The 18,799-nt window shown below is 59.7% G+C and carries 21 protein-coding genes; 16 read left to right on the top strand and 5 right to left on the bottom strand.

Annotated elements, in window-relative coordinates:
• Positions 1–80 precede the first annotated feature (80 nt).
• The 7 genes from lepB to AC06DS_RS08980 all read left to right on the top strand — a co-directional run bounded on the left by lepB (position 81) and on the right by AC06DS_RS08980 (position 6,106).
• A complete protein-coding gene (gene lepB / locus AC06DS_RS09010; RefSeq protein WP_448307594.1) occupies positions 81–947 on the top strand; it encodes a signal peptidase I in 867 nt (288 codons plus the stop codon).
• Positions 948–953: 6 nt separating this feature from the next.
• Positions 954–1,580, top strand: coding sequence for a ribonuclease HII (locus tag AC06DS_RS09005; RefSeq protein ID WP_477100573.1), 627 nt, complete (start codon positions 954–956; stop codon positions 1,578–1,580).
• Positions 1,581–1,584: 4 nt separating this feature from the next.
• The gene (locus tag AC06DS_RS09000; protein ID WP_005295294.1) at positions 1,585–1,890 is read left to right on the top strand and encodes a DUF2469 domain-containing protein; all 306 of its coding nucleotides are present in this window, start codon (positions 1,585–1,587) and stop codon (positions 1,888–1,890) included.
• Positions 1,891–2,090: 200 nt separating this feature from the next.
• A complete protein-coding gene (locus AC06DS_RS08995; RefSeq protein ID WP_477100572.1) occupies positions 2,091–2,444 on the top strand; it encodes a YraN family protein in 354 nt (117 codons plus the stop codon).
• Positions 2,445–2,447: 3 nt separating this feature from the next.
• Positions 2,448–3,986 carry a YifB family Mg chelatase-like AAA ATPase gene (locus AC06DS_RS08990; protein WP_477100571.1) on the top strand — a complete coding sequence of 513 codons (1,539 nt, stop codon included), beginning with the start codon at positions 2,448–2,450 and terminating at the stop codon, positions 3,984–3,986.
• Positions 3,987–3,989: 3 nt separating this feature from the next.
• Positions 3,990–5,180 (top strand): DNA-processing protein DprA, encoded by a 1,191-nt coding sequence (gene dprA, locus AC06DS_RS08985; protein ID WP_293790040.1) that lies wholly within the window; start codon positions 3,990–3,992, stop codon positions 5,178–5,180.
• Positions 5,181–5,197: 17 nt separating this feature from the next.
• A complete protein-coding gene (locus AC06DS_RS08980) occupies positions 5,198–6,106 on the top strand; it encodes a tyrosine recombinase XerC (protein WP_477100570.1) in 909 nt (302 codons plus the stop codon).
• Here AC06DS_RS08980 and AC06DS_RS08975 read toward each other — a convergent pair.
• Positions 6,081–6,515 carry a peptidoglycan DD-metalloendopeptidase family protein gene (locus AC06DS_RS08975; RefSeq protein WP_477100569.1) on the bottom strand — a complete coding sequence of 145 codons (435 nt, stop codon included), beginning with the start codon at positions 6,513–6,515 and terminating at the stop codon, positions 6,081–6,083. The genes AC06DS_RS08980 and AC06DS_RS08975 overlap by 26 nt on opposite strands.
• A gap of 589 nt (positions 6,516–7,104) precedes the next feature.
• Here AC06DS_RS08975 and rpsB point away from each other — a divergent pair.
• The 5 genes from rpsB (at position 7,105) to AC06DS_RS08950 (ending at position 11,287) form a co-directional block, all read left to right on the top strand.
• A complete protein-coding gene (gene rpsB / locus AC06DS_RS08970; protein WP_293790048.1) occupies positions 7,105–7,899 on the top strand; it encodes a 30S ribosomal protein S2 in 795 nt (264 codons plus the stop codon).
• A 170-nt stretch (positions 7,900–8,069) separates the two neighbouring features.
• The gene (gene tsf, locus AC06DS_RS08965; RefSeq protein WP_293790051.1) at positions 8,070–8,888 is read left to right on the top strand and encodes a translation elongation factor Ts; all 819 of its coding nucleotides are present in this window, start codon (positions 8,070–8,072) and stop codon (positions 8,886–8,888) included.
• Between the two features lie 179 nt (positions 8,889–9,067).
• A complete protein-coding gene (pyrH, locus tag AC06DS_RS08960) occupies positions 9,068–9,769 on the top strand; it encodes a UMP kinase (protein WP_293790351.1) in 702 nt (233 codons plus the stop codon).
• Between the two features lie 60 nt (positions 9,770–9,829).
• On the top strand, positions 9,830–10,387 hold the full coding sequence (frr, locus tag AC06DS_RS08955) for a ribosome recycling factor (protein ID WP_293790054.1): 558 nt from the start codon (positions 9,830–9,832) through the stop codon (positions 10,385–10,387).
• Positions 10,388–10,432: 45 nt separating this feature from the next.
• A complete protein-coding gene (locus tag AC06DS_RS08950) occupies positions 10,433–11,287 on the top strand; it encodes a phosphatidate cytidylyltransferase (RefSeq protein ID WP_293790354.1) in 855 nt (284 codons plus the stop codon).
• A 15-nt stretch (positions 11,288–11,302) separates the two neighbouring features.
• On the opposite strand, the gene AC06DS_RS08945 is transcribed toward AC06DS_RS08950, so the two are convergent.
• Positions 11,303–11,710, bottom strand: coding sequence for a LapA family protein (locus AC06DS_RS08945; RefSeq protein ID WP_448308213.1), 408 nt, complete (start codon positions 11,708–11,710; stop codon positions 11,303–11,305).
• Between the two features lie 87 nt (positions 11,711–11,797).
• Here AC06DS_RS08945 and rlmN point away from each other — a divergent pair, with 87 nt between their 5' ends.
• Positions 11,798–12,895: a dual-specificity RNA methyltransferase RlmN gene (gene rlmN / locus AC06DS_RS08940; protein ID WP_477100568.1), complete on the top strand. Its 1,098-nt coding sequence runs from the start codon at positions 11,798–11,800 to the stop codon at positions 12,893–12,895.
• A 52-nt stretch (positions 12,896–12,947) separates the two neighbouring features.
• Here rlmN and AC06DS_RS08935 read toward each other — a convergent pair whose 3' ends face one another.
• Positions 12,948–13,352 (bottom strand): DUF2631 domain-containing protein, encoded by a 405-nt coding sequence (locus tag AC06DS_RS08935; protein WP_477100567.1) that lies wholly within the window; start codon positions 13,350–13,352, stop codon positions 12,948–12,950.
• 106 nt (positions 13,353–13,458) lie between these two features.
• Here AC06DS_RS08935 and dxr point away from each other — a divergent pair, with 106 nt between their 5' ends.
• The 3 genes from dxr (at position 13,459) to ispG (ending at position 17,138) form a co-directional block, all read left to right on the top strand.
• Entirely contained in the window at positions 13,459–14,685 is a 1,227-nt protein-coding gene (gene dxr, locus AC06DS_RS08930; RefSeq protein ID WP_476727564.1) for a 1-deoxy-D-xylulose-5-phosphate reductoisomerase, read from the top strand.
• A complete protein-coding gene (locus AC06DS_RS08925) occupies positions 14,670–15,914 on the top strand; it encodes a M50 family metallopeptidase (protein ID WP_476727565.1) in 1,245 nt (414 codons plus the stop codon). The genes dxr and AC06DS_RS08925 overlap by 16 nt, the downstream gene beginning before the upstream one ends.
• A 63-nt stretch (positions 15,915–15,977) precedes the next feature.
• Positions 15,978–17,138, top strand: coding sequence for a flavodoxin-dependent (E)-4-hydroxy-3-methylbut-2-enyl-diphosphate synthase (gene ispG, locus AC06DS_RS08920; RefSeq protein WP_473963184.1), 1,161 nt, complete (start codon positions 15,978–15,980; stop codon positions 17,136–17,138).
• On the opposite strand, the gene AC06DS_RS08915 is transcribed toward ispG, so the two are convergent.
• Positions 17,131–17,853 carry an ABC transporter ATP-binding protein gene (locus AC06DS_RS08915; protein ID WP_477100566.1) on the bottom strand — a complete coding sequence of 241 codons (723 nt, stop codon included), beginning with the start codon at positions 17,851–17,853 and terminating at the stop codon, positions 17,131–17,133. The two genes, ispG and AC06DS_RS08915, sit on opposite strands and share 8 nt — an antisense overlap.
• Positions 17,850–18,770, bottom strand: coding sequence for an FtsX-like permease family protein (locus tag AC06DS_RS08910; RefSeq protein WP_477100565.1), 921 nt, complete (start codon positions 18,768–18,770; stop codon positions 17,850–17,852). The genes AC06DS_RS08915 and AC06DS_RS08910 overlap by 4 nt, the downstream gene beginning before the upstream one ends.
• Positions 18,771–18,799: the final 29 nt, after the last annotated feature.

Below are 18,799 nucleotides of genomic sequence, written 5' to 3'. Positions count from 1 at the left end.
ACCCTCTAAGTGCTAACTACCCAGCCACAGTTTCGTGGCTGGGTTTTTTGCTTTTCCTGCCACTGGTATCCTGGCTATTTGTGACTCATCGACAGGAACCGAACGATCCCCAGCAGCTCCCTGGCCAGCCGGGCGAGTACCCCACCCAGCGCCCAGCCCCGGAAGACGCCAATGGTGAACCGAAGGCCGCTGCGCAGCCGGAGGATGGGGCGTCACCTAACAAAAAGAAGAAAGAGAAGCAGAAGAAGACCTACCCATGGTGGGTCGAAATGCCGATCATCATCCTGGTGACGATGCTAGTGCTAGGAGCGTTCAACAACTTCGTTGGCCGCATGTACTTGATTCCTTCCGAGTCGATGGAACCCACTCTCCACGGCTGTCAGGGATGTACGCCCGACCGCATCTTCGTCAACAAACTGGCTTATCGTGGCAACAAGATGCCCGATCCGGGCGACGTAATTGTCTTCGTGGGCACCGAGTCGTGGAATGAAGAATACACTTCCCGTCGCAGTTCCAATGGTGTCGTGCGTGGCCTGCAGAACCTCGGCGCCACCATCGGCATTGTCGCTCCCGATGAAAATACCCTGGTCAAGCGCGTAATTGCCACCGGTGGGCAGACGGTGCAGTGCCAGGAGGGCGACCCGGGAATCATGGTCAACGGTAAGAAGGTCGATGATTCTTACACGATGGATCCGCCCGTCAACCCGATCGACCCCACCATGGGATCTAAGGAATGCCAGGGTAACTACTTCGGCCCGGTTACCGTGCCAGACGATGCCGTCTGGGTCATGGGCGATAACCGCACCAACTCCCTGGATTCTCGCGCGCACATGGGGGATGAGCACCAGGGCACCATCCCGGTGGAAAACATCGTCGGCGAGGTCGAGTCCATTCTGTTGCCAGTTAACCGTATCGGTGGCGTGGACTCCCTGCCGATCCAGGGCTAAAGCTCCTTGGAACGCGAGTTAGAAGCCGCGGGGCTGGGGCCCGTAGCGGGGGTGGACGAGGCCGGTCGTGGCGCCTGCTGCGGGCCGATCTCCATTGCGGCGTGCATCCTCCCCGCTGATTTAGACGGTGCGGGGCTGGAGCGGCTCACCGATTCGAAGAAGCTGACTGAGAAGACCCGCGAGCGCCTCTTTGAGGTCATCAAGGACGTCGCCGTGGCGTATTCGATCATCCACATCAGCGCTGCGGATATCGACAGTTTTGGTATCCAGCACGCCAATGTTTCCGGTATGCGTCGCGCAGTCGCGGCATTGGACGTTCAGCCGGGGTATGTGTTGACCGACGCGGTCAAGGTGCCGGGACTTCCTATGCCACACCTGCCAGTGATCAAAGGCGACCAGATGGCGAAATGCATTAGTGCGGCAAGCGTGCTGGCAAAGGTTTCCAGGGATCGAGTGTTGCGAACCCTCGACGAAGAGTTCCCGGGGTATGGTTTGGCTAGTCACAAGGGCTATGGCACCAAGGCACACATGAACGCGGTGAGTCTGCATGGTGGCACCCCTTATCACCGCTACAGTTACAAGAACGTGGCCGCTGCGCATCGGCAGTGGCTAGAGGGAAAGGATCGAGGGTAAGTCCGTGAGCGCTGAGGAACTAGACGACTACGAAGCTAACGTCGAACTGTCGATGTACCGCGAGTACCGCGACGTGGTCAGCCAGTTTTCCTATGTGGTGGAAACCGAGCGCCGCTTCTACCTGGCCAACGCCGTCGAGCTGATTCCCCGTAACTCCGGCGGCGAGGTGTACTACGAAGTCCGCATGTCCGATGCCTGGGTGTGGGATATGTACCGGCCTGCCCGCTTTGTCCGTTATGTTCGCGTCATCACCTACAAGGACGTCAACATCGAGGAACTCGACAAGCCCGAGCTGCAACTGCCGGACTAACCGTTAACATTCCCTTCTTATTCACAGCCCAGAGGTTATCCACAGACCCCTGGGCTTTTGCTTTTCCCTTCTTGTTTGGCGACGCCCCCTCGCGTGGATAATGCTCCACACTTGTGAACCAGGTGCTGGCCGTGAAAGAGCCGGTGCCGATTGAAAAGGTAGGGGACGCGAGGAAGTGAGGGGAAGCGACAGTGCCAACGGTGAACAAGCGGCGGGTGGGTAACGCAGGGGAAAACCTAGCCGCGGAGTATCTGCAGCGGGCGGGATATGAGGTACTGCAACGCAATTTCCATACTCGTTACGGGGAGTTGGATATAGTTGCACGCACGCCTGAGGGCGATCTCGCCTTTATCGAGGTGAAGTATCGCACCTCGGACTCCGATGGGGGCGGAGTGGCAGCAGTCGGTCCGCGGAAGCTGCGGCGGATACGCACCGTGGCTGGCCTGTGGCTGGAACAGAATCGCGAGGGGGTGCGCTTTTCCGGGGGAATGCGCGTGGATGTGATCGACGTTGGTCCGCAGGGCGTGCGGGAGCATGTCCAGGGGGTGTGGTGACCGATGGCCGTAGGGCATGCGCAAGCGCTGGCGTTGGAGGGGACGCGGCGGACGGTTATTACCGTCGAATGTGATGTGAGCAGGGGGCTTCCCGGCATCTCGATTGTGGGTATGGGGGATACCGCGGTGGTGCAGGCGAAGGATCGCATCCGCTCGGCGTTAAAGAACTCGGGCGTGGCGTGGCCGGGGTCGAGGACGGTGATGAGTCTGTCACCAGCTGGGTTGCCGAAGCAGGGGGCGGGATACGACCTGGCGATGGTGTGTGCGATGCTCTCCGCGGTTGCGGAGGACGCAGTGGTGGCTGGCAGACTGTCTGCAACTGTCCTAGTGGGGGAGCTGGGACTCGATGGGCAGATTCGCCCAGTACAAGGGGTGTTTGCTCTCGTATTGGCCGCGGCGATGGAGAGATTTTCCACGGTTGTGGTTCCGGCGGGCAATGAGGCAGAGGCTGCCGCTGCGGCGGAGGCAGCGGAGTCAGCGGAGTCGGTGGTAACGGTGCGGATAGCCCGCAATCTCGCTAGCGTTATCGAGTGGTTAAGAGGCGGAGACTTACCGGAAGCACAACCAGGGCAACAGGTGCCTCCCCGTGAGGTGGGGGATCTGGCGGAGGTGTTGGGACAACCGGCGGCACGCCGGGCAGTAGAGGTTGCTGCGGCAGGCGGACATAACCTGTTGCTTATTGGACCTCCGGGAAGCGGCAAATCCATGCTGGCTGAGCGGTTGCCAGGAATCTTGCCGCCAATGAGCGATAGCGAGCGGGTGGAGGCTGCCATCGTGCATTCTTTAGCGGGGGTCAAGGGGAATCTTTCGGAGGTGCTTGCCGGTCGAAGGCCTTTCATCGCCCCGCACCATTCTGTGACTCCAGCGGCATTGATTGGTGGAGGACGTGTGCCAGTTCCCGGAGCGGTGAGTCTCGCACACCACGGTGTTCTATTTCTCGATGAGGTCAGTGAGGCGCGCCGGGACTGCCTCGACACTCTGCGCGTGCCCATGGAGCTGCGCCGGGTAGAGCTTGTGCGTGCACAACGGATTTCGACTTTTCCCGCGGATTTCCAGCTGGTATTAGCCGCGAATCCCTGTCCGTGCGGGGCAGAGCTGGCCATTGACTGCACATGTCCTTCCGGAACCCGGCTCAGATATCAGGCGAAGCTTTCTGGCCCGCTTCGCGATCGGGTGGACGTGTTTGCCCGCACTACGGGGCGACCGCAGATAGCGGGGCTTAAAAACTCGTCTGAGTCCACCGCGGTGGTGGCAGAGCGGGTAGCTGCAGCGCGGGATCGTGCGCGTCAGCGGTGGGGCACAGCCAGCAACGCCCTGGTACCCGGAAAGGATTTGCGGGAGGTGGGAGTAGATGAAGCCGGTGAGTTGCTGCTCGAGGACATGCTTCGAACAGGCACTATCACCCAGCGGGGTGTTGACCGCACCATCCGTGTGGCGTGGACACTCGCGGATTTGGAGTCTGCACCCGCGCCACATCTGGGGCATATCAGCGACGCGGTGGAGCTCTTCGGCGCAGACCAGGAACTAACGGAGGTGGCATAAGCCATGACAACCACTGACAATCTCTATGAGTGGGCCTATCTGCGACGCGTCGTAGAAGCTTCCCGGACTGATGTGCTGGACTTGCTCTGGCCGGAAGGATGGGAAAAGGCTGGGGCGTCGCAGGTTAAAGCGGTCGCCGAGGCATTGGCGCGCCGGGGTGGCAGACTGCCCGATGAACTGGCCGACGCGACTTCACAGCGATATGAACAGGATCCATCAAAGGACATTGAGCTGGCTGCTGCGCGCGGCTGGCGACTTGTCACACCCGAGGACGATGAATGGCCGGAGGAACTTAGCGCCAGCTTCATGCGCATGGCCAATTCAGGTGCAGACCATGATTCTTCCGTGCGCGGACAGGCCGCCGCGCCGTTTGCGCTGTGGGTGCGTGGAGATATTCGCCTGGATGTTGCCGTGCGACGCTCCGTCACCGTCGTAGGCACACGCGCGGCGACGCGCTACGGCGAGCAGGTCACGCAGTCTTTCACTGGAGATCTGGCCGATGCGGGTTTTAGCCTGATCTCCGGGGGTGCGGTGGGAATCGATGCACTTGTCCACCGGGCGGCTCTGCAGTCTAAAGCGCCTACGGTGGCGGTGATGGCCTGCGGTTTGGATATTCCTTATCCCAAGGCTCACACAGAGCTATTCGAGCACATCATTGCCGCAGGGGGACTGGTGATCAGTGAGTATCCTCCTGGCACTCCGCCTGCGCGCCACCGTTTCCTTACTCGTAACCGCATCGCCGCAGCACTTGGCCAGGCGACTTTGGTGGTGGAGGCGCCCCTTAGGAGCGGGGCGCTCAACACCTTGAACTGGGCGGAGGCCTTCGTTAAACCAACTTTCGCGGTGCCTGGGCCGGTGACCTCGCATGCGTCGTTGGGGTGCCTCGACCGTATTCGCACCTCGCGGGCCACGCTGGCAGTCAGCGCCCGAGACCTGATTGAAGACCTAAGCCCCCTGGGGGAGCAGATGAGTCTGGGGTTTGCCGAAGAAGATCGCTCGTCTCTTCTGAGCTGGGAGCAGACAGCCATTTTTGACGCCGCAGGTTTGCCCTCCGGCCGGGGGAGTGAAGGTCGGCTGTCTCAATTGGTGGAGGCCACCGGTTTGCCAGCTCGTACGGTGATCCGCTGCCTACGCGACTTGGAAGCGATGGGCAGGCTTCGCAGAGAGGCGGATTGCTGGATTAGGGTTGAGTGACCGGCTACATTAGTCACATGAGCAACTCCCGTCCCGTCGGCAACAAGGCATCGTTGAGTGCCGCACTGGACGATTATGAACAGCACCTCCGCCATGTGGTGGGGCGCAGCGAAAACACCATTCGCGCGTATCGCCGAGACCTTGATAACGCCCTGGAGGGGCAGGAGCGGATCGAGGAGTTTGATCTCGACCGAGCTCGTGATGTTCTCGGCTGGGCGGTAGACAGCGGGGCAAGTCGAGCAAGCCTTTCCCGTCTCGCTTCCAGTATGCGGGGCTTTGGAGCCTTCCTGGCACACCGTGGGTTCGTTAGCGCCAATCCCGTTGCCGCACTTAAAGCCCCGAAACCGCAGCGCACGCTCCCGCGAGTTTTGCGCGCCGACCAGGCCTCCGAGCTGCTCGACGGGCTGCGCGCCGAGCCGGAAGATGCCACACCTACCGGCATTCGCGACTGGGCCATGGTCGAGCTCCTCTACGCCACGGGTATCCGCGTCTCTGAGCTGACAGGGTGTGATGTCGACGACGTTGACTTTTCCAACAACCTCCTGCGTGTCACGGGTAAGGGAAAAAAGACGCGGGTCGTTCCTTTCGGAGCCACAGTGGTGTCAGCGCTGGAGCAGTGGCTATCCGTGCGCAAAGAAATGGCAAAAGAAACTTCGGCGCTCTTCGTCGGAGTGCGCGGCAAGCGCATCGACCCCCGTCAGGTTCGCAATGTGGTGAACAGGGTCACTCAGGCAGGACCCGGTCCGAAACTTTCCCCCCACGGTCTGCGACATTCTGCAGCCACTGCAATCCTTGAAGGCGGAGCTGATCTGCGCGTCGTCCAAGAACTGTTGGGGCATGCGAATATGTCCACCACGCAGATTTACACCCACGTAGGTACCGAACGTTTGAAGGCTGTTTTTAACCAGGCACATCCCAGAGCCTGACGCGCACACTGCCGAGCAGCGTCATCGGGTCTATATACTTTCGCTCCTTGCCCTCAATACGCGCGCCCCACGACAGTCCTGGTGATGTACGGGCATAGTCCGGCAGGGCTGTGGCATCCGCAAGCACGCCGATGGGCTCACCCCGGTGTACCTGTTGTCCTGCTTTTACCCGAGCCAGCACCGGTTCATACGTCGTGCGGATACCGTCCGAGTGACTAATGGAAACCACAGGAGTGCCTGCCACCACGCCGGCAAAGGCTACAATGCCGCCCCGGCTCGCCACGATGACTTGCCCGGGAGTCGCCTGGAGATCCACACCCCGGTGCCCGGGCTTCCACGCCTGATCGGGTATGTCCGCAGTACGGAGAACCGTCGCATCCTTGGAAGTGGGTAGACGATGAGAACGCACAATCTGGGTGGAATGCTCCGGAAATGAAGCACTGGGGACGGCAGGAGACAGGGGAGCGGCATACAACAGGGAAACCGTTGCAAAAGCGCTGTACAGAACACGTGAGAACCAAGGGGTCATGGTTAGAAATGATGCGTGGGGGCGTCACCAAAAAGAAAGAGTAAGCGAACGAGTTTGTGGATAAGTCAAAGTTGTCCACAGATTGCGTGCGACGCGCGGTGTAGTGGACTTGTTTTAGCTGCGTGAGAGGGGGTAGTGTTGCAAGCGCAGTATGTCCGGATTCGTCTCTGCACCGCTCAAGGAAGTGCAAGTGGTTTCGCGAAGACCGCGGGGTGAAGTAAGGCTACTGACTACGCGTAGATAATTCGCACCCCACATAATGGCTCACCAGCACGGTCCCGTAAGCGGGCGAACATGGCGAGCCACAGCTACATCGGGGAATATCTGCCAGGATGGTGCATAAGCCACCCACGTACAGTGAGTGTCGAGTGCATCGTGAAGAAAACCGTCAAACCCTAAACTTTGAAAGCGAGGAAGGGGCGGCGCCGGCCACATGGTCGGCTAGAAGAAGATACGCCCCTGTAACACCATGGCTGTTGTTACTATGCGCGAGCTGCTGGACGCTGGTGTCCACTTCGGTCACCAGACCCGTCGTTGGAACCCGAAGATGAAGCGCTTCATCTTCACCGACCGCAACGGCATCTACATCATCGACCTGCAGCAGACCCTGACCTACATCGACGAGGCATACGAGTTCGTCAAGGAGACCGTTGCCCACGGCGGCAACATCCTGTACGTCGGCACCAAGAAGCAGGCTCAGGAAGCCGTTGCTAACGAGGCAGAGCGCGTGGGCATGCCTTATGTCAACCACCGCTGGCTCGGCGGTATGCTCACCAACTTCCAGACTGTTGCTAAGCGTCTGCACCGCCTCAAGGAGCTGCAGGCAATGGACGCAGCTGAGGACGGCTACAAGGGCCGCACCAAGAAGGAAGTTCTGATGCTGACCCGCGAGCGCAACAAGCTGGAGCGCGTTCTGGGCGGTATCGCGGACATGACCAAGACCCCGTCCGCACTGTGGATCGTCGACACCAACAAGGAGCACATCGCTGTCTCCGAGGCACAGAAGCTGAACATCCCGGTTGTTGCCATCCTGGACACCAACTGCGACCCGGACGTTGTCGACTACCCGATCCCGGGCAACGACGATGCAATCCGTTCCGCAACTTTGCTGACCAGCATCATCTCCTCCGCTGTTGAAGCTGGCCGCCAGGCCCGCGCTGAGCGCCAGGAGGCTGCTGCTAAGGAAGCCGCTGGCGACGCTGAGAAGGCACCGGCCGAGGCTACCGAGGCAGAGGCTGAGAAGACCGAGTCTTCCGAGGCATAGGCTGCTTTTGGCCAGCGAATAGCGCCCACCCCCGTATGGGACACAGTTTTAGACCCGTGTCCGACGGGCGTGGGCGTTACTTGTAACCTAGGCTGGAAAACAGGACTGATTTTAAAAACTGTTATTTCAGCCACTATGAAACACTTCCACCAGAAGGAGGATCGCCCCACATGGCGAACTACACCGCTGCAGACGTAAAGAAGCTCCGCGAGATCACCGGCGCCGGCATGATGGACTGCAAGAAGGCCCTGGAAGAAGCCGCAGGCGACTTCGACAAGGCCATCGAGATCCTGCGCATCAAGGGTGCTAAGGACGTCGGCAAGCGCGCAGAGCGCTCCGCTTCCGAGGGTCTGATTGCCGTTTCCGGCAACACCATGATCGAGGTTAACGCTGAGACCGACTTCGTCGCTAAGAACTCCGAGTTCATCGAGTTCGCCGACAAGGTCGCGGCCGCCGCTGCAGAGGCTAAGGCTAACTCCCGCGAAGAGCTCGAGGCAGTCGAGGTTGATGGCCAGAAGGCAATCGACGCCCTGCAGCAGCTGTCCGCAAAGATCGGCGAGAAGCTGGAGCTGAAGCGCGCCACCACCATCGAGGGTGACAAGGTTGCCGTCTACATGCACCACCGTTCCGCAGACCTGCCGCCGGCAGTCGGCGTACTGGTCTCCTACGAGGGCGATGACGAGGGCGCAGCTAAGGCTGCCGCTATGCAGGTTGCCGCTCTGAAGGCTAAGTTCCTGAGCAACGACGAAGTTCCGGCCGAGACTGTCGCCAAGGAGCGCGAGATCGCCGAGGCTACCGCTCGCGAGGAGGGCAAGCCGGAGAAGGCTCTGCCGAACATCATCGAGGGTCGCCTGAAGGGCTACTTCAAGGACGTTTGCCTGCTGGATCAGCCGTCTGTCACCGAGTCCAAGAAGTCTGTTAAGCAGGTTATGGACGAGGCTGGCGTGACCCTGAAGGGCTTCAAGCGCTTCGAGGTTGGCCAGGCTTAAATAGCCACCAGGCTTAGCTACAAAAGTCCCCGCACCGATAGGGTGCCGGGGACTTTTTCTGTTGTAGAGGTGGGGTAAACTGGCCACCAGTTTGAACCACGTCGAAAAATCGAAACTGTCGAAACTAAGGAGCAACTACGGTGACTACAGCCGAAAACCGTGAAGGCTACAAGCGCGTCATGCTGAAGCTGGGAGGTGAGATGTTCGGCGGTGGCAAGGTCGGCATCGATCCCGATGTTGTGCAGAATGTCGCGCGTCAGATCGCCGAGGTCTCCAAGTCCGGCGTGGAAGTAGCGGTGGTAATCGGCGGTGGCAACTTCTTCCGTGGCGCTGAATTGCAGCAGCGGGGTCTGGATCGTTCCCGCTCCGATTACATGGGCATGCTCGGCACGGTCATGAACTGCCTGGCTCTGCAGGATTTCCTGGAGCAAGAAGGCGTGGACTGCCGCGTACAGACCGCTATCCAGATGACGCAGGTGGCGGAGCCGTACCTCCCGTTGCGCGCATCTCGTCACCTGGAGAAGGGGCGCGTTGTTATCTTCGGTGCAGGTATGGGTATGCCGTACTTTTCCACTGACACCACCGCTGCTCAGCGTGCCTTGGAGATCGGTTGTGAGGTGCTGCTTATGGCTAAGGCCGTCGACGGCGTATACAGCGACGATCCGCGCACGAACCCGGATGCGGAGTTGTTCCACGAGATCACTCCGTGGGAGGTTATCGAGAAGAGCCTAAAGGTTGCCGACGCCACCGCGTTTTCCCTTTGCATGGACAACAAGATGCCGATTCTGGTGTTCAATCTGCTGACCGAGGGCAATATTGCCCGTGCCGTCGCCGGCGAGCGTATCGGCACCCTCGTCGACAGCAATGTCAGCACAAGCTAGTGCCAACACGACCCCGACACCTCAACACTTTCCCCACTATAGGCTGGTAAATTCTTAAACATGATTGACGATATTCTGCTTGAGTCCGAAGAGCGCATGACCAGCTCTGTGGAGCACGCCCGCGAAGACCTGACGACCATTCGTACCGGTCGCGCGAACCCGTCTATGTTCAACGGCGTGGTAGCTGAGTACTACGGGGTTCCCACTCCGATCACCCAGATGGCTACCATTAGTGTGCCGGAGCCGCGCATGCTGCTGATCAAGCCCTACGAGCAGTCCACCATGGGAGAGATCGAGAACGCTATCCGCAACTCCGACTTGGGCGTCAACCCCACCAACGATGGCCAGGTGCTGCGGGTGACCATTCCGCAGCTTACCGAGGAGCGTCGTAAGGACATGGTTAAGATGGCTAAGTCTAAGGGCGAGGATGCAAAGATCGCCATCCGTAATATCCGCCGCAAGGGCATGGAACAGCTGGGGAAGATCCAGAAGGACGGCGAGGCCGGCGAAGACGAGGTTCGCGCAGCCGAGAAGGATCTGGAGAAGATCACTCACAGCTACGTCGAGCGCGTCGATGAGCTGGTTGAGGCTAAGGAAAAGGAACTGCTGGAGGTTTAGCTCTCCTGCACTCTTTTGTGCCCGCGCAAGAAAGGCTCTGTACCCATCTCTGCTCGCCCGAAACCAAAGAACGGTCCCGGCCGTGACCTCAAGCAGGCTATAGCCGTTGGAGTTTTTCTAGGGGCCATTGCCATCGCGGGGTTGTTCACTCCCTTTGCGTGGTACCCCCTGGTCGCCCTTGCCATGTCGCTGGCCGTCTACGAAGTATGGCGACGTCTGTACGAGGGCGGGTATGTACTGAACCTTCCTGTGCTCTTCCTAGGCGCGCAGGTGATCGTGTGGCTATCCTGGCCTTTCGGACCAACGGGAGCCCTGGCGGGCTTTGTTATCAGTGTGCTGATGGTAATGGTCACGCGTCTTTTCCACTATGGGCGCTCCTCACCACCGCATAACTACCTGCGGGATACCGCGGTCGGCATTTTCGTTCTGACCTGGATCCCGCTGTTCGGCAGCTTCGCCGCGATGCTCTCGAGAATGCAGCGCGATCACATTGACGGTTGGGCTTTCATTGTCACATTCATGCTGTGCGTTGTCGGCTCCGACGTGGGTGGATATATCGCTGGTGTGCTCTTCGGATCCCACCCAATGGCGCCTGCCGTCAGTCCGAAGAAGTCCTGGGAGGGCTTCGTCGGTTCGCTTATTCTATCCACCGCCATTGGCGTGGCGTGTGTGACCTTGCTTCTTTCCGGCCCGTTCTGGATCGGCTTGTTACTCGGGCCCGGCCTTGCCTGCTGCGCCACGCTCGGTGACCTCGTGGAGTCGCAGTTCAAGCGCGATCTCGGCATCAAGGACATGTCAGGAATGCTGCCGGGACACGGTGGCCTCATGGATCGCCTGGATGGCATGCTGCCATCGGCGATGATCACCTGGGTCGTGCTGAATATGCTCAGCGGTGTGTAGAAGGCGGAAGTGTAGTTACTCCCGAACCTGCTTTCGTAGCTGTACGATGCGCACGCCTCCAACCAGCGCCATAATCAGTGCTCCGATGATCGCTGCGATCAGCATGCCCACGCCAATTGGGAAGGTCATCGTCCATGCAAAGAGCTGCAGCTCGGCGGATTCTTGATTCTGGAGGATGAAAACGAGCAACACAATCAGCAGCAGCACACCGACGATCAATCCGACCCACGTGGTGCCCGCCAGGGATTTCTTAACCTCGCGATGCTCTGGCTTTTGTACCGGTGCTGGAGTTGGTGTTGGAGTTGGTGTTGGAGTTGGTGTTGGGGTCGGTGCCGACGTTGGTCGTTGTACCGGTTCTGGCGTCTTTTCTGGTGACGCCGACTGCGGTGTCGGCTCGGGCTGCTGATTTAGGTTCTCGTTCATACCCACCATTCAACGGCAAAAGCACCCTGGGTTCAGATTTCGGCGATGTGAGGGTTACCCCCGGCCCGTGCAATAATGGGGCGCATAATGGCTACACCAGTGAAACTTCAGTTTGCAGCACCCAAAAGGGGAATGCCGCCGGCGCATATGGCGGATTTTGATTCGGAGACCTTGCAGCAGAAGGTCCAGGAGCTCGGTTTGCCGAAGTTCCGGGCAGATCAGATTCGGCGTCAATACTTCGGCCGCCTGCAGGGCGACCCGATGAAGATGACGGATCTGCCCGAGGCGAAGCGCGCAGCGGTGAAGGAGGCGCTGTTCCCAGAGCTTATGCAGCCCATCCGCAACATGGAGGCCGACGACGGGGAGACGCGGAAGACCTTGTGGCGCTTGCACGATGGCACGATGCTGGAAAGCGTTCTCATGCGCTACCCGGATCGGGCGACGTTGTGCATTTCCTCTCAGGCCGGCTGCGGTATGGCCTGTCCCTTCTGTGCGACGGGGCAGGGAGGACTGGACCGTAACCTATCCATCGGTGAAATGGTGGAACAGGCTCGCGCAGCTGCTGAGGTAATGCAGGACGAGGGCGGGCGCCTCTCCAATATTGTTTTTATGGGTATGGGTGAGCCGCTGGCGAACTATAAGCGCGTGGTGGAGACGATCCACAAGATCTCCGCTCCAGCTCCGGATGGCTTTGGCATTTCCCAGCGCAACATCACTGTCTCGACGGTGGGGCTGGCCCCGGCGATTCGCAAATTGGCGGACGAGCAGATGAAGGTTCGTCTGGCGGTTTCCCTTCACACTCCGGACGACGAGCTGCGCGATGAACTCGTTCCCGTCAACAACCGTTGGTCGGTGGAGGAGGTACTGGATGCTGCCCGTTATTACGCCGACATCTCCGGGCGCCGCGTTTCCATCGAGTACGCCTTGATCCGCGATATGAACGATCAGCCTTGGCGCGCCGACCTACTGGGCAAGAAATTGCGTGGGGCGCTGGGCACGAAGGTGCATGTGAACGTTATTCCACTGAACCCAACTCCAGGCTCGAAGTGGGATGCCTCGCCAAAGGAAAGGCAGGATGAGTTCGTCCGCCGTGTGGAGGCTCAAGGTGTGCCCTGTACGGTGCGTGACACCAAGGGGCAGGAAATCGCCGCTGCCTGTGGCCAGCTAGCGGCAGAAGAACGGTAAAAAAACTGCGCAGGCTGTTGGGAGCCTGCGCAGTGTAAGGGGGGAGCTAAAACTAGCGGGTTACCGATGCCGGATCGATGTTCTGTGCACGCAGCTCATCGTCGGACAGGTTGGAGTATGCGCCCGTGAGGTTCAGCTGGTCAGCGGACCATACCGGCTCTACGTGACCCTCAGGCTTGTTGCGAGCGGTCACAGTCTTGCTGGGCTTGCCCAAAGACGGACGAGCAGCCCACAGACCCACACCGAGAAAGACCGCAACTGCCAGGGCGATCAGCCAGATGTTTTCCACATTGCCCTTGTGGTTGCCGAACAGCATGCCCAGCAAGAACAGGCCGCCGATAACACCGGCGGTGATGATTCCGCGACGCGGAAGCTCGCTCCAGCCCCAAGCCGCAGACGGAACGTCCGCGGTGGATACGCCGTTGTAAACTTCAGCTTCCTTAGAGTGGTGCGCCACCGTTTCCTCCTGAAGGTCAAAAAAATCTATCTCTCGTATTTTGACACATCGCGCCCGGTTTTTCCCTATCCGGACGTGTGCGTGCCCAGGAAAGTACCCAATTTAGGTGTGGAGGCGGGGCGTCCAGAAGAAAAGAAATAGAATAGGCCGCGTGAAAAAGCGAGTAATAGTCCTTGGCAGCACCGGTTCCATCGGCACACAGGCACTAGAGGTCATAGCGGATAACCCGGAGCGATTCGAGCTTGTAGGCATCTCCGCACACGGCTCCAAACCCGACGTGTTGGCGCAGCAGGTGCGCGAGTTTGGCCTGGACCTGCAATGCGTTGCTGTGGCCTCGGCGCGCACGGCGGATTGGTTGGACGGGGAATTCGGCAGCCGTTGCATCCGCGGGAAGGACTCCGCCCGCATGCTGGTCGAGGAAATCGGCCCGACGCTGGGGGAGAGCGACGTCATCCTTAATGCCCTCGTCGGCTCTTTGGGGCTTGACGCCACGTTGGCGACACTCGGCACGCAGGCCAAACTCGCCCTTGCTAACAAAGAATCGCTCGTCGCTGGCGGCCAGCTCGTGTTGAAAGCCGCGGACTCGGATCAGTTGATTCCCGTGGATTCTGAACACTCTGCAATGGCTCAGTGCCTCCGTTCAGGGCGGGTAGATGAAGTGGACTCCCTAGTTCTGACAGCTTCCGGCGGCCCGTTCCGTGGCTATACGCGTGCGCAGTTGGAGGACGTCACTCCGCTGCAGGCCGCCAACCATCCCACCTGGTCTATGGGGCAAATGAATACTCTGAACTCGGCCACCATGGTGAACAAGGGCCTGGAGCTCATTGAAGCAAGCCTGCTGTTCGGTATTCCCGCGGAAAAGATCGAAGTGACCGTTCACCCGCAGTCGATCGTGCACTCCATGGTTACTTTCATCGATGGTGCGACCATCGCTCAGGCCTCCCCACCATCGATGAAGCTGCCGATCTCGCTAGCTCTCGGCTGGCCGGATCGAATTGCCGACGCCCAACCCAAGCTGGACTTTTCCGGTGCCACCGACTGGCACTTCGAGCCCTTGGACGATGATGTCTTCCCGGCCGTGATGTTGGCGCGCCAGGCAGTCACTTCCGGCGGCACCATGCCTGCGGTCTATAATGCAGCGAACGAGGAAGCTGCTGTCGAGTTCCTAAACGGCAGGCTTAGCTTCCCCCGCATCGTGGATACGGTCGCAGCAACCATGGAGGCCTGCCAGCACCTGTCCGCCGAACCCAATGACTTGGAGGATGTGCTGGCCGCGGAGCGCGAAGCTCGGGCGAAGGCACACGAAAGGATGGCCACGTGGCTTTCGGACTAGGGGTACTTCTCTTCGCTCTAGGCATTGCCCTTTCCATCGCCCTGCACGAGGCAGGGCACCTTATCGCTGCCCGTATGTCCGGCATGCGGGTGAGGCGCTACTTCATCGGCTTTGGCCCGACGCTCTTTAGCTTCCGCAAGGGACACACTGAGTACGGGCTGAAAGCCATACCCCTCGGCGGCTTTTGTGACATCGCCGGCATGACGAAGCTGGATGAAATGACCGACGAGGAGCGCCCGTACGCCATGTACGACAAACCGGCGCACCGTCGCATCTTCGTGATGCTCGGCGGCATCATCATGAACATCCTTCTGGCACTGGGAATTCTCTATGGAGTGGCTCTGGCCTGGGGACTGCCGGATCGCAGTGTGGTCTTCACCCCCACCGTCGAATCCACCCAGTGCGCCCCGGCAAAGCAAAATGCGGACGGCACATTGCAGAAGTGTACGGGTGACGGTCCGGCGGCGGAGTCGGGCGTCAAGACCGGCGATACATTCCTTTCCGTCAACGGCGAAGAGACAGAAGATTTCCAAGCCTTCACCAAGGCCATTGCTACCGAGGCCGAGCGCGCAAGCGACGACGGCAAGAAGGTCGGGGATCGCATTACCGTCCCCGCAGTCGTCGATCGCGGTGGTCAGCACAAGAATTTGGATCTCCAGATTCAACTTGTTGAGCGAGTAAACTCCGCGGGCAACACCATGACCTCAGGTGCTGTCGGCATTCGGGCGAAGCGTCCACAGCTCGTGATGAATCACTACAATCCCGCCAGCGCAGTCGGCGGAACCCTGGCCTTTACCGGGGGAATGGTCAATGACACTTTCCACGGACTCATTGAGCTGCCACAGCGCGTGCCCGGCGTGGTCGAATCCATCTTCGGTGGCCACCGTGCCGATGATTCTCCCATGAGTGTGGTGGGTGCTTCTCGCGTTGGTGGAGAGTTGGTGCAGTACCAGCAGTGGATGAGCTTCCTTTTGACCTTGGCGAGCCTGAATCTCTTCCTCGCCGCCTTTAACCTGGTGCCGCTGCCCCCGCTGGACGGCGGTCATATTGCCGTAGTGATCTACGAAAAGATTCGGGATTTCTTCCGCCGTTTGCGCGGTAAGCAGCCGGGTGGTCCTGCTGACTACACCAAGCTCATGCCCCTGACCTATGCGGCCACAGCGGTTTTGTTGGTATTCGGCATCATTGTCATCATCGCCGATGTAGTGAACCCAATCCGGATCTTCTAGATTCTCGCGGTAGAATCGGAAGGCAGTTTAACGGCATTCACGACTGAAAGGTTGTCTTCGTTCATGTCTGGTATTTCCCTGGGTATCCCCGACGGTCCGCCTCCGGTTTTGGCGCCGCGCCGCAAGACGCGCCAACTGATGGTCGGCGGGGTAGGGGTCGGCAGCGATCACCCTATCTCGGTGCAGTCGATGACCACGACGAAGACGCACGACGTCAACGCAACACTGCAGCAGATCGCTCAGCTGACCGCTTCCGGTTGCGATATTGTTCGCGTGGCGTGCCCGAAGACCGTCGACGCTGAGGCTCTGCCCGCTATTGCTAAGAAGTCCCCGATCCCGGTGATTGCGGATATTCACTTCCAGCCGAAGTACATCTTCAGCGCTATCGACGCTGGTTGTGCTGCGGTGCGCGTGAACCCGGGCAATATCAAGGAATTTGACGGTCGAGTTAAGGAAGTTGCCAAGGCTGCTGGGGACGCTGGCATTCCGATTCGCATTGGCGTTAACGCCGGCTCGCTGGACAAGCGCATCATGGAAAAGTACGGAAAGGCCACGCCCGAGGCTCTTGTGGAGTCTGCACTGTGGGAGGCCAGCCTGTTTGAGGAGCACGGTTTCGGCGATATCGCGATTTCCGTCAAGCACAACGACCCGGTCGTGATGGTGGAGGCCTACCGCCAGCTTGCCGCTAAGTCGGATTACCCGCTGCACTTGGGAGTCACGGAAGCAGGCCCGGCTTTCCAAGGAACTATCAAGTCCTCCGTGGCTTTCGGTGCGCTGCTGGCCGAGGGTATCGGCGATACGATCCGCGTGTCTCTCTCCGCCGACCCTGTGGAGGAGATCAAGGTGGGCGACCAGATCCTGCAGTCGCTCAACCTGCGCCCCCGCAAACTGGAGATCGTGTCCTGCCCGTCCTGTGGCCGCGCCCAGGTGGATGTGTACAAGTTGGCCGACGAGGTCACTGCGGGCCTCGAGGGCATGGAGTTCCCGCTGCGTGTGGCCGTTATGGGCTGCGTCGTGAATGGCCCGGGCGAGGCCCGTGACGCCGACCTGGGCGTGGCCTCCGGCAACGGTAAGGGACAAATTTTCGTCAAGGGCGAGGTCATTAAGACCGTGCCCGAGGATCAGATTGTGGAAACCCTCATCGAGGAAGCTATGCGCATCGCCGATGAGGAGGGCCTTGAGGCTGTCGAAGGCCAGAAGGCCGATGTACGAGTGACTAAATAGTCGCTATTTCTACCTCGCGGACCTTGCCGTCGACTAGCTCGATGCGGCGGTTCAGCGTGGCCAGCTGCTCCCGATCGTGGGAGACATAGAGCACAGGCGTGTTTCGCTCGCGCGCCAGATCCACGATCAATTCGGTGACTCGCTGTGCATTGGTGGTATCCAGGGCCGCGGTCGGCTCATCAACCAGCAGCAGGGAGGGGTCATTCATTAGCGCGCGAGCCAGGTTTACACGAGCTTGCTGGCCGCCGGAAAGCTCGGAGACTTTCCCATCCTCGCGCCCTTCCAGGCCCACTTCCTTCAGCAAACGCTCGGCCTTTTCTTCCTGTTGACGCCACCTTTTCCCGCTGATACCGAATGGCTTATCCAGACGGTTCATCACCATGAGCTGTTCCTTAGCCGTCAGCGACGGCAGCAGGTTTGGCTGCTGGAACACGATGCCGAGGTGGCGACGACGGATTTCCGCAGCCTGGCGCCCCGCGACGGTGCCAAGTTCCAAAGTGGTTTCACCATGCAGAACGGCGGAGCCGGAGGTAGCGGTTTCCAGGCAGCCGATGATGGACAGCAGGGTAGATTTACCGGAGCCGGAGGGGCCGGTGATGCCTACGACCTCACCGGGGTCAACGTTGAAAGAAACGTCCGTGAGTAGGTTGCGCTTTGTGGTGCCGTCGGTGATCTCGAGGGAGATGTTCTTTACTTCAAGTGCTGGGAAGATCATGAGTTCATTGCCTTTCGCGGATCGACCTTCATGACGGGGATGATGGATAGGCCGGCGCCGAGCAGACCCGCAAGCAGCAGGATGGCAGCCGGAATAAGAGTGGTGTTGGTGGAGACATCCATGGGGATTCCCTCCAAGAACCCACCGACACCGACGGTGAGCAGGGTGCCCGCGGAAATGCCGACGATAAGGACGACCAATGCTTGGCCGACGGCGTCGGTCAGGATGCTGGAGCGGGTACCACCCAGGGCGATGGTGATCGCTACGCCGCGTAGGCGCTGCATTGTCCACACCGTGAAGAATGCGCCAAGCACCAGTGCGGAGATGACATAGAGCAGTACGATCATCAGATTCAGGGAGGACTGCTCGCCCTTGTATGAAGCGCTGGCATTCAGCGCCTCCTTGCCCTTCAACATGACCGTGCCGGTGATTGGCTCCGCGTCGCTGGAGACCACGCCAAAGGTGGAGCTGCCGGGCAGCTTTTCTACCTCTTCGGTGCTCATCCAGTGGATGGGCTGGTGCTCTAGGTAAAGCTCTTCGCTGGGCTTGTTGCCGTTATCGGACATGGCGATGAATGACTGACCATCTGCATCTTTCGAGCGAGCCATAGCGACAACCTCGCCGTCGCGGCTTTCAACCTCGCGGGCTTGGGCGTCACTAAGTGAACCAGTGCTGAGGGAAACAGTGCCGCCAGCATCGTTGAGCACGAGCTGTTGGTTGCTACCGACCTTGTACTCCAGTGCAGAGGCGGATTGGAAGCTCAGACCTGCGGACAGGGAGCTCAGCAGAGTGACCATAGCGGTGATCAGCAAAACGGTGGTGATGATGAGCGCCGTCTTGCCGCGGGAACCGCGCAGTTCGCGTATCCCTTGGAACATGAATCCCCGGGTTGGGGTTAACGACTTATTGCTTAACATGCTTCTAATTCTGCGCGGGCAATAAGAAA

The organism is Corynebacterium sp. TUM25015, from assembly GCF_056393505.1.
This window is presented reverse-complemented; position numbering and strand designations above follow the sequence as displayed.